At 67.1% G+C, this 13,482-nt stretch carries 10 protein-coding genes and 2 tRNA genes; 6 read left to right on the top strand and 6 right to left on the bottom strand.

From position 1 onward, the window contains the following. Nucleotides 1–118 precede the first annotated feature (118 nt). Nucleotides 119–1,510, bottom strand: a complete 1,392-nt coding sequence (locus AC13GI_RS01285) for an ATP-binding protein (protein WP_099819977.1) — start codon at nt 1,508–1,510, stop codon at nt 119–121. A 6-nt stretch (nt 1,511–1,516) separates the two neighbouring features. After that, a complete protein-coding gene (locus tag AC13GI_RS01280) occupies nt 1,517–2,245 on the bottom strand; it encodes a response regulator (protein WP_025875399.1) in 729 nt (242 codons plus the stop codon). A 205-nt stretch (nt 2,246–2,450) separates the two neighbouring features. On the opposite strand from AC13GI_RS01280, the gene AC13GI_RS01275 reads away from it, so the two are divergent. Genes AC13GI_RS01275 through AC13GI_RS01265 form a run of 3 tightly spaced genes read left to right on the top strand, consistent with a single transcriptional unit; the run spans nt 2,451 to nt 7,080 of the window. Further along, complete coding sequence (locus tag AC13GI_RS01275; RefSeq protein WP_482995275.1) at nt 2,451–3,689, top strand: efflux RND transporter periplasmic adaptor subunit; 1,239 nt, start codon at nt 2,451–2,453, stop codon at nt 3,687–3,689. Further along, nucleotides 3,686–5,644, top strand: a complete 1,959-nt coding sequence (locus AC13GI_RS01270) for a MacB family efflux pump subunit (RefSeq protein WP_099819975.1) — start codon at nt 3,686–3,688, stop codon at nt 5,642–5,644. The genes AC13GI_RS01275 and AC13GI_RS01270 overlap by 4 nt, the downstream gene beginning before the upstream one ends. Further along, a complete protein-coding gene (locus AC13GI_RS01265; protein ID WP_482995274.1) occupies nt 5,641–7,080 on the top strand; it encodes an efflux transporter outer membrane subunit in 1,440 nt (479 codons plus the stop codon). Before AC13GI_RS01270 ends, AC13GI_RS01265 begins: the two co-directional genes overlap by 4 nt. A gap of 110 nt (nt 7,081–7,190) precedes the next feature. Here the strand turns inward: AC13GI_RS01265 and rlmB are convergent, their stop codons facing one another. The 3 genes from rlmB to rnr all read right to left on the bottom strand — a co-directional run bounded on the left by rlmB (nt 7,191) and on the right by rnr (nt 11,135). Next, the gene (gene rlmB / locus AC13GI_RS01260) at nt 7,191–7,934 is read right to left on the bottom strand and encodes a 23S rRNA (guanosine(2251)-2'-O)-methyltransferase RlmB (protein ID WP_089239900.1); all 744 of its coding nucleotides are present in this window, start codon (nt 7,932–7,934) and stop codon (nt 7,191–7,193) included. Nucleotides 7,935–8,026: 92 nt separating this feature from the next. Then, entirely contained in the window at nt 8,027–8,521 is a 495-nt protein-coding gene (locus tag AC13GI_RS01255; RefSeq protein WP_100552036.1) for a GFA family protein, read from the bottom strand. Between the two features lie 154 nt (nt 8,522–8,675). Next, nucleotides 8,676–11,135, bottom strand: a complete 2,460-nt coding sequence (gene rnr, locus AC13GI_RS01250) for a ribonuclease R (RefSeq protein ID WP_482995273.1) — start codon at nt 11,133–11,135, stop codon at nt 8,676–8,678. A gap of 128 nt (nt 11,136–11,263) precedes the next feature. Between rnr and AC13GI_RS01245 the strand changes: the two genes are divergently transcribed. Both AC13GI_RS01245 and AC13GI_RS01240 read left to right on the top strand, forming a co-directional pair. Then, nucleotides 11,264–11,348: transfer RNA gene (locus AC13GI_RS01245), tRNA-Leu, on the top strand. Between the two features lie 215 nt (nt 11,349–11,563). After that, nucleotides 11,564–11,650, top strand: a tRNA-Leu gene (locus AC13GI_RS01240). A 60-nt stretch (nt 11,651–11,710) separates the two neighbouring features. On the opposite strand, the gene AC13GI_RS01235 is transcribed toward AC13GI_RS01240, so the two are convergent. Further along, the gene (locus tag AC13GI_RS01235; protein ID WP_099819971.1) at nt 11,711–12,457 is read right to left on the bottom strand and encodes a sulfite exporter TauE/SafE family protein; all 747 of its coding nucleotides are present in this window, start codon (nt 12,455–12,457) and stop codon (nt 11,711–11,713) included. Between the two features lie 99 nt (nt 12,458–12,556). Between AC13GI_RS01235 and AC13GI_RS01230 the strand changes: the two genes are divergently transcribed. Continuing rightward, nucleotides 12,557–13,468, top strand: a complete 912-nt coding sequence (locus AC13GI_RS01230; protein WP_099819970.1) for a LysR substrate-binding domain-containing protein — start codon at nt 12,557–12,559, stop codon at nt 13,466–13,468. Nucleotides 13,469–13,482 lie beyond the last annotated feature (14 nt).

Here is a 13,482-nt window from a genome sequence, read left to right as displayed (position 1 = left end):
GAACAGGCAGGCTCATCGGACGAAGAATGGGGAAGTACGCAGATGATAGGGCAAACCCCACCATTGGCGTCACCGCGACCGGGCCTGCCCGGCGCAACCGGGTCGGGGATCGTCGCTGCTACCGGGCCTCGGCGCTGGTCGACCACTGCACCACTGCTTCCAGCCCGCCTTCGGGGCGGTTGCGCAACCACAACCGGCCGCCGTCCTTTTCGGCCAGTGCGCGGGCGATGGTCAGGCCCAGACCGGCACCGCCGGTCTCGCGCGAACGCGAGGTCTCCACCCGCACGAACGGGTCGAACACGGCTTCCAGCTGGTCATCCGCCAGCCCGGGACCATCATCGGCGATGACCACCGTGATCGTGCCCTCGCCGCGCTCGACACGCACCCGGGCGCGCTGCGCGTACATCACCGCGTTGTCCACCAGGTTGGAAAACAAGCGATGCATCGCCAGCGGGCGCAGCATCAGCACCGCGCCGCTGCGGCCTTCGAAGACGACGTCGGCACCATCCTCGGCGGTGTCCTCGACGATGCTCTCCAGCAGCGAATCCAGGTCCAGCGCGGCGCGCTGTTCGGCACTCTCCGCACTTCGGGCCAGTTCCAGACCCTCGCGTACCAGCGCCTGCATCGCGGCCAGGTCGCCGATCAGGCGCTCGCGCAGGGTCTCGTCGGTCACGTTTTCCAAACGCAGACGCAGCCGGGTCAGCGGCGTCTGCAGGTCGTGGGTGATCGCGGCCAGCATCTGCGTGCGTTCGGCCAAGTGGCGCTGCAGCCGATGCTGCATGGCATTGAAGGCCTCGGCGGCGCGCTGCACTTCGCGTGGCCCACGCAGCGGCAATGGCGCTCGCTGCAGGTCATCGCCCAGGTCCTCGGCAGCGGCCGCCAGCTCCTGCAGCGGCGCACTGGCCATGCGTGCGACCACGTACGCCAACACGGCAATGGCCAGCACCAGCAGGGTCAGGAACAGCGGGTCCACGGCGAGGATGCCGTTGTGCGCGATCGCTGGCGAATCCAGGGCGAGCTTCAGCAACGTGCCGTCGTTGAGCACCACGTCCACCGCCCGGCACTTGGGCGGGATGAAGGTGGGATCGCGTTCGCGCGGCGGCTTGTGGTGGCCCGGCGGCGGCGGCGGCAGCAGGTCCTGCAGCTTGGGAATGCACGAACGGAACGAGGCGAAGTGCACATGTGCGCGCGACACCGGGCCGGGGCGGTCCTCCAGCACTTCCATCAGCGCCTTGTCGGCGCGCCCGATGCGCGCGCCGGGCTGCAGTGCGCGCACGCTGGGGCCACCGATCTCCAGCAGCCGCTCGCGCAGCTCCGGGTTGCCGTCCAGCAGGTTGATGTAGCCCTGCAGGCGATCGGCGATGCGGTTCAGGTTCTGCCGCTCGAACTCCTGCTGCCGCTTGGAACTGGCCAGCATGGTCGCGCCGATCGCGGCCACGCTCATGCCCAGCAGCAGGATCACGAACAGCCGTCCGACCATCGAGGACAGGAAGTGGCGCAGGCGCTTCATCGCGGCTTATTCCAGGTTGACGGCCGAGGCCAGCACGTAGCCTTCGTTGCGAACGGTCTTGATCAGGCCATCGGGGCCACCGTCATCGGCCAGCTTGTTGCGCAGCCGGCTGACCTGCAGGTCGATGGCGCGGTCCTGCGCTTCATAGTTGCGGCCACTGCTGAGGGCCACCAGCTGCTCGCGCGAGAGCACCTTGTTGGCATGGGCGATGAACACTCGCAGCAGGCGGAACTCGGCGCCGGACAGCACCACCACGCGCCCGTCCGGATCGACCAGGTGGCGATGCTCCAGGTCGAAGATCCAGCGCGAGAAACGCGCACGGCGCACCGCCAGCGGTTCCAGGTTGGCCGGCAGCGCTTCGGTACGGCGCAGCACGTTGCGGATGCGCGCCAGCAGTTCGCGCGGTTCGAACGGCTTGGCCAGGTAGTCATCGGCGCCCATTTCCAGGCCGAGCACGCGGTCGATCGGCTCGGCGCGCGCGGTGAGCATGATCACCGGCGTGTTCGAGCGCGCGCGAAGGTCGCGGCACAGGGTCAGGCCATCTTCGCGTGGCAGGTTGAGGTCGAGCACGATCAGGTCCACGTGCTCGCGTTCCAGCAGCTGGCGCATGCTGGTGCCATCGGCGGCGGTGCTGACCTGGTAGCCAGCGCGGCCGAGCTGCTCGGCCAGCAGGGTGCGGATATCGTTGTCGTCATCGACGATCAGCAAACGGTGCATCGGGTTTTCAGTCTCCATGTCGCGAATCATCCCGTGTCGGCAGCTGAACCGCATCCAGGCCAATGCGTACCACTGTATCCCCCGCAGTGCGGGATACCTGCTGATACGCCGTCTCGCAGACAGTGTTACATAGAGACACACCCCGAGGATTGAGCACAGCGTCGCTCGATCTTCACAATGCCCACCAACGCCGCCACTGCGGCCCCCAGAGTGAAGCCGCCACGTGATCTCCCGCCTGTTGCCCGCGACCCGCAAGGGTCGCCTGATGTTGATCGCCCTGCTTGTCCTGATCGCCGCCGTTTCCGCCTGGTGGCTGCTGCGCAAGCCGGCCGCACCGGCCCTGGCGACCACCCCGGTCAGCCGCGGCGACATCGAGCAGACGGTGGAAGCGACCGGCGTGATCGACGCCTACAAGCTGGTCAGCGTCGGTGCGCAGGCCTCCGGCCAGATCAAGTCGCTGAAGGTGCAGCTGGGCGATACGGTGAAGGAAGGCGACCTGATCGCCGAGATCGACGCCACCACCCAGCAGAACCAGGTACTCAATGCCCAGGCCTCGCTGGACCAGGTGACCGCGCAGCGCGCGGTGCAGCAGGCCACCCTGCGGCAGACCGAACTGGAGTTCGCACGCCAGCAGCAGATGCTGGCGGCCGAAGCCACCTCGCGCCAGGAATACGATGCCGCCGAGGCCCAGCTGAAGACCGCGCGTGCGCAGCTGCAGTCCTACGAAGCGCAGATCAAGGGCCGCGAAACCGAACTGGGCACCGCCCGTGCCAACCTGGCCTATACCCGCATCGTCGCGCCGATGGATGGCACCGTGGTGGCGGTGGTGGCCGAGGAAGGCCGCACGGTGAACGCCAACCAGACCGCACCGACCATCGTGATGCTGGCGCGGCTGGACGTGGTGACCGTCAACGCCGAGGTCTCCGAGGCCGACGTGGTCAAGATCAAGGCCGGCATGCCGGTGTACTTCACCACGCTGGGCGACCCGGACCGCAAGTACCACGCCACGCTGCGGCAGATCAATCCGGCGCCGGCGTCGATCGCCAACGAGAGCTCGTCCAGTTCCAGCAGCTCGTCCAGTTCCAGCTCCAGCAGCGCGGTCTACTACAACGCGTTGTTCGACGTGGAAAACCCCGATGGCACCCTGCGCATCGACATGACCGCACAGGTCTCGGTGCTGCTGAAGCAGGCCAAGGGCGTGCTGATGGTGCCGGCTGTTGCACTCGGCCCGAAGTCGCGCGACGGCGAGCGCATCGTGCGGGTGGTCGATGACAAGGGCCAGCCGCAGCCGCGCAAGGTCAAGGTCGGCATCAACAACGGCGCCAACGTCGAGATCCTGTCCGGCCTGCAGGAAGGCGAGCGCGTGGTGGTCGGCGAAGGCGGCGCTGCGGCAGCCGCGGGTGGCGGCAACCGCGGCGGCATGCAGATGCGGGTCGGCGGCCCGGGCATGGGGCGCCGATGAGCACGACGGCGCCGCTGCTGCGCCTGCGCGACCTGCGACGCGAATTCCCGGCCGGCGAGGACGTCATCGCCGTGCTGCGCGACGTCAACCTGGACATCCATGCTGGTGAGATGGTGGCCATCGTCGGCCAGTCCGGCTCGGGCAAGTCCACGCTGATGAACATCCTCGGCTGCCTGGACCGCCCGACCCGTGGCAGCTACCAGGTAGCGGGCCGCGAGACCGGGAAAATGGCGCCCGACGAGCTGGCCGAGCTGCGCCGCGAGCACTTCGGTTTCATCTTCCAGCGCTACCACCTGCTGGGCGATCTCGACGCGCGTGGCAATGTGGCCGTGCCAGCGGTGTATGCCGGCAGCCCCGGCCCGGTGCGCACCGCGCGTGCCGAGCAGCTGCTGCAGCGCCTCGGCCTGGCCGACCGCATGCACCACAAGCCCGGGCAGCTGTCCGGTGGCCAGCAGCAGCGCGTGTCGATCGCGCGTGCGTTGATGAACGGTGGCGAGGTGATCCTGGCCGACGAACCGACCGGCGCCCTGGATACGAAATCCGGCGAAGAGGTGATGGCCATCCTTGGTGAGCTGCATGCCGAAGGCCATACCATCATCATCGTCACCCACGACATGAGCGTCGCCGAGCACGCACAGCGCATCATCGAGATCCGCGACGGCGAGATCATTGCCGACCGCGCCAATCCGGCCGCGCCCAGCTACCGAGCGCAACGCGAACCGAGCGCGGGCGTCGCCCATGGCAGCAGCTGGCTGGCTGCCCGCGACCGCTTCACCGAAGCGTTCAGGATGGCCCTGCTGGCGATGAACGCCCACCGCCTGCGTACCTTCCTGACCATGCTCGGCATCATCATCGGCATCGCTTCGGTGGTATCGGTGGTGGCGCTGGGCAATGGCTCGCAGCAGCAGATCCTGCAGAACATCAGCGCACTGGGTACCAACACCATCGACGTCTACCCCGGTCGCGGATTCGGCGACATGCGGTCGGCGCGGGTGCAGACCCTCAAGGCCAGCGATGCCGATGCCCTGTCGCGGCAAAGCTACGTCGACAGCGCCACCCCCAGCGTGTCCAGCTCGGTCACCGCGCGCTACCGCAACCAGTCGGCCACCGCGCAGATCAGCGGCGTCGGCGAGCAGTACTTCCGGGTGAAGGGCGTGAGCCTGCTCAGCGGCAGCTTCTTCGACACCGATGCGGTGAAGGGACTCGGCCAGGTAGCGGTGATCGATGAGAACACCCGGACCCAGTTCTTCCCCGACAGCGACCCGATCGGCCAGGTGATCCTGCTGGGCAACGTGCCGGTGCGCGTGGTCGGGGTGGCCAAGAAGCAGAGCTTCGGTTTCGGCGGCAGCACCAGCCTGAGCGTGTTCGTGCCCTACACCACGGTGATGTCGCGCATGCTCGGTCAGAGCCATGTTTCCAGCATCACCGTGCGGGTGAACGATGAAACACCGATGGATGCTGCGCAGGAAGCGATCACCCGGCTGCTGACCATGCGCCACGGCACCGAGGACTTCTTCCTCAGCAACAGCGCCGAGATCCGCGACACCATCGAACAGACCACGCGCACGATGACCCTGCTGATCGGCGCCATTGCCGCCATCGCGTTGCTGGTCGGTGGCATCGGCGTGATGAACATCATGCTGGTCTCGGTGACCGAGCGTACCCGCGAGATCGGCGTGCGCATGGCGGTGGGTGCGCGGCAGAGCGACATCCGCCAGCAGTTCCTGATCGAAGCGGTGCTGGTGTGCCTGCTCGGCGGCGTGCTCGGCATCGGCCTGGCCCTGCTGATGGGCGTGTTGATCGGCCGTTTCGCCAGCGATTTCCAAGTGCTGTTCTCCACCGCTTCCATCATTGCCGCCTTCGCCTGTTCAACCCTGATCGGCGTGGCGTTCGGCTTCCTGCCGGCGCGCAGTGCCGCCCAGCTTGACCCGGTGGAGGCCCTGGCCCGCGAATGAAGATGATGACCCGACTGCCATTCCCCGCTCCCTCGCGCCTGCTGCTGGCCGGCGCCGTGCTGCTTGCACTCTCCGCCTGCGCTTCGGTAGGCCGCTATCCGGTTGAAGACCCCAGCGTTGCCGCCACCTATGGTCGTGGCGATGCGACCCTCAACGCGCCGGCCGACGACCCGCGCAGTGGCCTGGACACCCCGGCCCGCGACATCCGCAAGGACCGCTGGTGGACCGGCTTCGGCGATGCGCGCCTGGATCGCCTGGTCGCACAGGCATTGACCGCCAACAGTGACCTCGGCGCTGCCGGCCTGGCCGTGCAGCGTGCACGCCTGCAGGCCGGGCTGGCCAGCAACGCGCTGTGGCCGCAGCCTTCGTCGTCCGGCGTCAGCGGCAGTGGCAGCCGCGCCACCGACCAGGCCGACGACTGGCGCCGCAGCTATTCCACCGGTGTGTCGCTGGGGTGGGAGGTGGACCTGTGGGGCCGCCTGCGCACCCAGCGCGACATCGCCCGCTGGGAAGCCGACGCCAGCGAAGAAGACCGGCAGAACACCGCCCTGCTGGTGATCGGCGATGTCATCAACCAGTACTGGGCACTGGCCTATCTCAACCAGTCCATCGCCACCGGCCAGGCCAACCTCGAGCGGCTGCAACGCACGCATGAACTGGTGCAGGCACGCTTCGATGCCGGTGCGGTTTCGCGGCTGGAAGTACGCCAGGCACTGCAGAACCTGCAGTCGCAGCGTTCGGCGCAGAGCGCGCTGGAACAACAGCGGGTGGAAGTGCGCAATGCACTGACCGTGCTGCTGGATGGCACGCCGTGGCCGCAGCAGGACGAACCGCAGAACCTGCTGGAGGCGCAGAGCCCGACCATTGCCGAAGGCCTGCCAGCGGACCTACTCGGCCGCCGGCCCGACCTGCGCGCGGCCGAGCTGCGGCTGCGCAACAGCCTGAAGACGATCCGGGTGACCGCCACCCAGTACTACCCGGCATTGAGCCTGACCGGCAGCCTCGGTTCCAGCGCGACCTCGCTGGGCGATGTACTGCGCAATCCGGTGGCGACGCTGGGAGCTGGCCTGTCGCTGCCCTTCCTCAACCTGCAGCGCGCGCAGCTGGATACGGACGTGGCCGGTACCAACTACCAGATCGCCGCCACCACCTTCCGCAAGACGCTGTACACCGCGCTGTCAGAGGTGGACAACGCCTTGTCCGCACGTGAGCAGCTGCTGCGCCAGGTGACCGCCTCACAGGCGTCCTACGACGAAGCGGTGGAAGTGGAGCGCGCGCAGGAAGTGCGTTATCGCGTGGGCGCCACCGATCTGCGCACCTGGCTGGAAGCGCAGCAGACCCGGCGCGATGCAGAACTGTCACTGGCGCGGGTGCGGCAGAGCCAGTTGAACAACGACGTGACGCTGTTCAAGGCGCTGGGCGGTAGCGCGGGGTGACGTCTTCTGTAGAGCCGAGCCCACGCTCGGCTGCTTTTCGTCTCGATGCCGATGCCGCGCGGTGCGCGGCAGCCGAGCGTGGGCTCGGCTCCACAGGGACGGTTGTCTGATCAACCGCGCTGGCGCACGACCTCGAACAGGCTGACGCCGGCGGCGACCGAAACGTTCAGGCTCTCGATCTCGCCGGGCATCGGAATCTTGACCAGACCGTCGCAGTTCTCGCGGGTCAGGCGGCGCAGGCCATCGGCTTCGCCGCCCAGCACCAGGGCGATGTTGCCCTTCAGGTCCAGCTGGTACAGCGACGCGGTGGCTTCACCGGCCAAGCCGTAGATCCACACGCCCTGCTTCTGCAGGTCCTTCAGGCAGCGCGACAGGTTGGTCACCGCAACCACGGGAATGCGGTCGGCAGCACCGGCCGAGGTCTTGCGCACGGTGGCATTGACCGTGGCCGACTTGTCCTTGGGGATGATCACGGCGGTGGCACCGGCCGCAGCGGCCGAGCGCAGGCAGGCACCGAGGTTGTGCGGGTCCTGCACCTCGTCCAGCACCAGCAGCAGGGCCTTGCCTTCCGCAGCAGTGACCAGGCCTTCCAGCTCGTTCTCGTTGTAGGTGCGGGCGGCGGCATAACGCGCGGCCACGCCTTGGTGGCGCACCGAACCGCCCACGCCGTCCAGCGCCTGGCTGTTGACCTTGCGCACGTCGATGCCCTTGCGGCGGGCGTTTTCCTCGATCTCGGTCAGGCGCGGGTTTTTCGCACCGGCCTCGACCAGCACTTCGCGGACGTTCTCGGCGTCGTTCTCGATGGAGGAGGCGACGGCGTTGACGCCGACGATCCACTGGCTGTTCTTGCTCATGCGGGCAGGACCGGAAAGGGGGTGGCTATGGTAGAGCATCAGGGGCGGCCGCGCTTCGCGCTCGCCGGGCATGGCCCGGCGCTACCCGCCGTTCACCCTTCGGCCGAACGGCTGCGCGGTGGCCAGTGCGGGGTGTCGTGGTCGGGGTGCTGGTGGGACACGATCGTGGCCAGGAACTCCAGCGCGGCGACATCCTCTTCGGTGCGGCGTGCCGGCAGCCTGCCCAGCCCGTCGACGAAGGGCAGCTTGCGCTCGACGCCATACTGGATTGTCGGCGGCAGGCGTTCAGGCTGGTCGAAGGCACCGGCGGCCACGGCCACTCCATCGGGGGCTTCATAGGTCAACGGCGTGCCGCAGTCGGCGCAGAACCCGCGCCGCACGACGTTGGAGGACTGGAAATAGCGCGGTTGGCCGCGGGTCCAGCTGAACTGCACGCCGCGCACCGAGACCAGCGGCGCGTAGTACGCGCCGAAGGCCTTCTGGCACATCCGGCAGTGGCAGATCGAGCTGTCGGTCAGCTCGCCACGCACCTGGAAGCGGATCGCACCGCACTGGCAGCCGCCGCTGTATTCGGGTTGGCCCTGCATTGCTGCTTTCCTCCGAAACGTCGTGCCAACCAACGGTTGGCACCTACCGGGTGAGGTGGGTGCCAACCGTTGGTTGGCACCTACCGGGTGAGGTGGGTGCCGACCGTTGGTCGGCACACCGTGTGCGCAGCCGAGCATGGCTCGGCTCTACAGATCAGTACTTCTTTTTCGTGCGCTTGGCCGGCTTGCCGCGCTCGGGCAGCGGAGCCGGGCTTGCCGCCTCTTCCTCGCCCTTGTGCTCGACCAGACGGAAGTCGATCTTGCGCTCTTCCATGCTGGCCTTCAGCACCAGGATGCGCACCTGATCGCCCAGGCGGTAACTGCTGCCACGGCGCTCACCGGTCAACGTCTTGCGGGTCGCGTCGAACTTGTAATAGTCCTGCGGCAGCTGGGTCACGTGCACCAGGCCCTGTACCTTCGAGTCGGCCAGTTCCACGAACAGGCCGAAGCTGGTCACACCGCTGATCACGCCATCGAACTGGCCACCGACGTGCTTCTCCATCCACGCTGCGCGGTAACGCTCATCGACTTCACGCTCGGCCTCATCGGCACGACGCTCACGCTCGGAGCACTGCAGAGCCAGTGCGGCCATCTCGCGGGCGTTGTAGGTGAACTTGTCCAGCGGCTTGCCCGACAGCGCATGCTTGATCGCACGGTGCACCAGCAGATCCGGGTAACGACGGATCGGCGAGGTGAAGTGCGCGTACGCCTCCAGCGCCAGGCCGAAGTGGCCGTTGTTGTCGGGGCTGTACACGGCCAGGCTCTGGCTGCGCAGCAGCACCGATTCCAGCAGCGTGGCATCGGGACGGTCGCGGATCTTCTTCAGCAGCTTGGTGTAGTCGCCCGGGCGCACCTTCGACCACGGCGGCAGACTCAGCTTGAACTCCTTGAGGAATTCCAGCAGATCGGCGTACTTGGTCTCCGGCGGCTTCTCGTGCACGCGGTAAGGCGCCGGCACATGGCGCGACAACAGATACTTCGCCGCCTCCACATTGGCCGCGATCATGCATTCCTCGATCAGCTTGTGCGCATCGTTGCGCACCAGCATTCCGGCCTGGGTGACTTCGCCGCGGTTGTCGAGCACGAAGCGGACTTCGCTGCTTTCAAACTCGATCGCGCCACGCTTGCTGCGCGCCTTCGACAGCACCTTGTACAACTGGTGCAGGCGCTGCACCTGCGGCAGCAGGTCACCGATGAAGGCCTTGGCGCCGGCATCATCCTCGCCCACCGCCTGCCACACCTGGGTGTAGGTCAGGCGCGCGTGCGAATTCATCACCGCTTCGTAGAAGCGCGAGTGGGTGACGACGCCTTCGCGGTCGATCTGCATGTCGCAGACGAAGCACATGCGGTCGACCTTCGGCATCAGCGAACAGATGCCGTTGGACAGCGTTTCCGGCAGCATCGGCACCACGAAGCCCGGGAAGTACACCGAGGTGGCGCGCTTCTGTGCTTCATCATCCAACGGCGTACCGGGACGGACATAGTTGGAGACGTCGGCAATCGCCACCACCAGGCGGAAACCGTCGGCGTTCGGCTCGCAGTACACCGCGTCGTCGAAGTCCTTGGCGTCCTCGCCATCAATGGTGACCAGCGGCGTGCTGCGCAGGTCGACGCGGTCGCCGATCATCGCCGGTTCGACCACCAGCGGCACCGAGGCGGCTTCGTCCAGCACCTCCTGCGGGAACTCGAACGGCAGTTCGTGGCCGTGAATCGCGGTCTCCACCACCAGCGAGGCGGTCAGCTTGTCACCAAGCACGGCGATGATGCGGCCGATCGGCGGGCGGCGGCTGTCCGGTGCCTGGGTCAGTTCGCAGACGACCAGCTGGCCATCGCGCGCGCCGCCGGTCTGGTCCGGCGGCACCTGCACGTTGCGCTGGATGCGCTTGTCATCGGGCACCACGTAGTTGATGCCCATCTCGACGCTGAAGCGGCCGATCAGGCGCGTCATGCCGCGCTCCAGCACACGGGCGATGCTGCCTTCGCGGCGGCCGCGATGATCGATGCCGGTGACCCGCGCCAACACCTTGTCGCCGTGCATCACCTTGCGCATTTCATACGGCGGCAGGAACAGATCGTCACCGCCCTCGACCGGGCGCAGGAAGCCGAACCCTTCCGGATTGGCAATCACCACGCCGGTGACCAGGTTCAACGCCTGGATGGGTGCGAAGCCACCGCGGCGGTTCTGCACCAGCTGGCCATCGCGGACCATGGCGCCGAGCCGGCGCGACAGCGCTTCGGCACGGTCCGGTGCGGTCAGGCCAAGGCGCGCACCGAGTTCTTCAGCCGTCTGCGGCCCTTCGCAACGTTCCAGCAGGGCCAGGATGGCCTCGCGGCTGGCGATGGGTTGTTCGTACTTTTCCGCTTCGCGAGACGCATAGGGATCGTCGATCACCTTGCCCGTCGGCGGCAGCTTGCGGCCCGGCGCGGGGCCAGGTGCCTCTGCGTTGCGGCGGCCACGCCCTGGAGGCGGTGCACCGCCTTCGGCCAGTGCGGGGAGCCAGCCCGGCAACGGCTTGCCCGGCTTGTTGTTGCGGGCAGTGCCCTGCTTGGCGCCCTTGTTGGGGGCTTCACTGCGGGACTTGCTCCCGCCCTTGCTTGGTTTTTTGGTAGTCATCGCCCTCCATGGTAGCCGTTGCGGGCGTGCAGAACGGGTCAGCAGACCGGTTGAAGCCTCCCCATTAAGAATTTTCAGGAAATCGTTGACAGCCCCCGGGTTCATCTTCACAATTGCGCCTCTGGAACGCCCAGATGGCGGAATTGGTAGACGCACTAGTTTCAGGTACTAGCGGGTAAAACCGTGGAGGTTCGAGTCCTCTTCTGGGCACCAACGAAAAAACTCCTCGCTTCGGCGGGGATTTTTTTTGCCTGTAATCCGGGGACGGCCGGCAGTAGGGTCGGATCACTTTCCACAGGAAAGGGCCCTGACCCCAGCGCGAGACCCATGGGGTCGGAGCCCGTCTCGCATGCGAAACAGGATCCGACCCCGGATCCGCAAGGGTGTTGACACCTCCGTCACGGCACCGCATAATTCTCCTCCTCGACGCCCAGGTGGCGGAATTGGTAGACGCACTAGCTTCAGGTGCTAGCGGGGGCAACTTCGTGGAGGTTCGAGTCCTCTCCTGGGCACCATGTCGAGAATGAAAAACACCCGCGAAAGCGGGTTTTTTCTTGTCTGGCGTCCAGCCAGCATCACCACCACGAACGCAGCACCAGCTCCAGGCCCAGCAACAACAGGAAGCCGAGGAAGCAGGCACGGAATACCCGCGCACTGATGCGCTGGCGGATCACCTGCCCCAGCCACATGCCGGCCAGCGACGGCACCACCGCCAACGCACTGAGACCGAGCTGCTGCACACCGAACGCACCATGCAGCACAAGCCCCGTGGTCAGCGAGATCGTGGACACCGTGAATGCCAGGCCCAGCGCCTGCACCAGCTCGTCGCGCTGCAACCCCAGCGACTGCAGGTAAGGCACCGCCGGCATCACGAACACGCCGGTTGCACCGGTCACCACGCCGGACATCGCGCCCACCAGCGGTCCGAGCCAGCGCTCGCGCCGGGCCGGCACCCGCAACACCGGCGCCAGCAACGCGTACCCGGCGTAGACCACCAGCGCCACGCCCAACGCGGCCCGTGACACATCACGATCCACCCGCACCAGCAGCGCGGCGGCACCGAGCGTGGCGATCACCACCGCCAGCATCATCGGCCACAGCCGCCGCACGATCTGCCCCACTGATGGCCCGGACAGCAGCTGCCAGGCATTGGTGACGAAGGTCGGAATGAACAGCATCGAGGCCGCCGCAACCGGCGACAACGCGCCACCCAGCAGCCCCATCGCCACGGTCGGCAGGCCCATGCCGGTCACCCCCTTGACCACCCCGGCCAACAGGAACACCACCACCAGCAACACATAGAAGTAGATCGTTTCGTTCATGCCTTCATTGGAGCCGCCGGCACTTCAGCGCACAATGCGGCATTCCCGCCCCACCCTTCGGCTGCTCCGAAGGCAGCGGCCACGTTGCGAGGTCACGACATGCGCCTGGACATTGCCGATCTGCGCCTGTTCCTGGCAGTAGCCGACGCCGGCAGCATCACCGCCGGCGCCGTGGAGGCGAATCTGGCACTGGGATCGGCCAGCGAACGCCTGCGCGCCATTGAAACCGACGCCGGCACCGCGCTGCTGACCCGCCACCCGCGCGGCGTCAGCCTCACCGAAGCCGGCGCTGCACTGGCCCATCACGCGCGCCTGATCCTGCAGCAGCAGGCACAGCTGCGCGGCGAACTGCAGGCCTTCGCCCACGGCGCGCGCGGCACCCTGCACCTGTATGCCAACACTGCGGCATTGACCAACTATCTGCCCGCGCGACTGGCGCCATGGCTCGCCGAACGCCCTCGCCTGCGCGTCGAACTGCACGAACGCACCAGCACTGAAGTCGTGCGTGCGATCCGTGCCGGACAGGCAGAGGCCGGCATCATCAGCGACGCCGTCCCCGCCGATGGGCTGCGCCGTCATGTGGTTGCGGAAGACCCGCTGATGATGCTGCTGCCGGCCGGGCATCGCTTCGCCGCGCGGCGCTCGCTCGATTTCAGCGATGTGCTGGGCGAGACCTTCGTCGCGCTGGCCGACGGCAATGCACTGCAGACCTATATCGAAGAACTGGCGGCAGAGGCCGGACGCACGCTCGACGTACGCATCCGCATGAAGACCTTCGAAGGCCTGTGCACGATGGTGGGCCATGGCATCGGCGTGGGCATCGCGCCTCGCACGATCGCACGTCAGCACCGACGGGCCACCGGCATCGTCGCCGTTGCACTCGGCAACGCATGGGCACAGCGCCGGCTGTGCGCCGCGTTTGCCGACTGGAAAACACTCTCGCCGCCGATGCGCAGCCTGCTGCTGCATCTGGATGTGGACGCGGAAGCCGGTGCAGAAAAAAATGTGTGAAATGGTGTTGACAC

The organism is Stenotrophomonas sp. 82F1, assembly GCF_056861525.1.
This window is presented reverse-complemented; position numbering and strand designations above follow the sequence as displayed.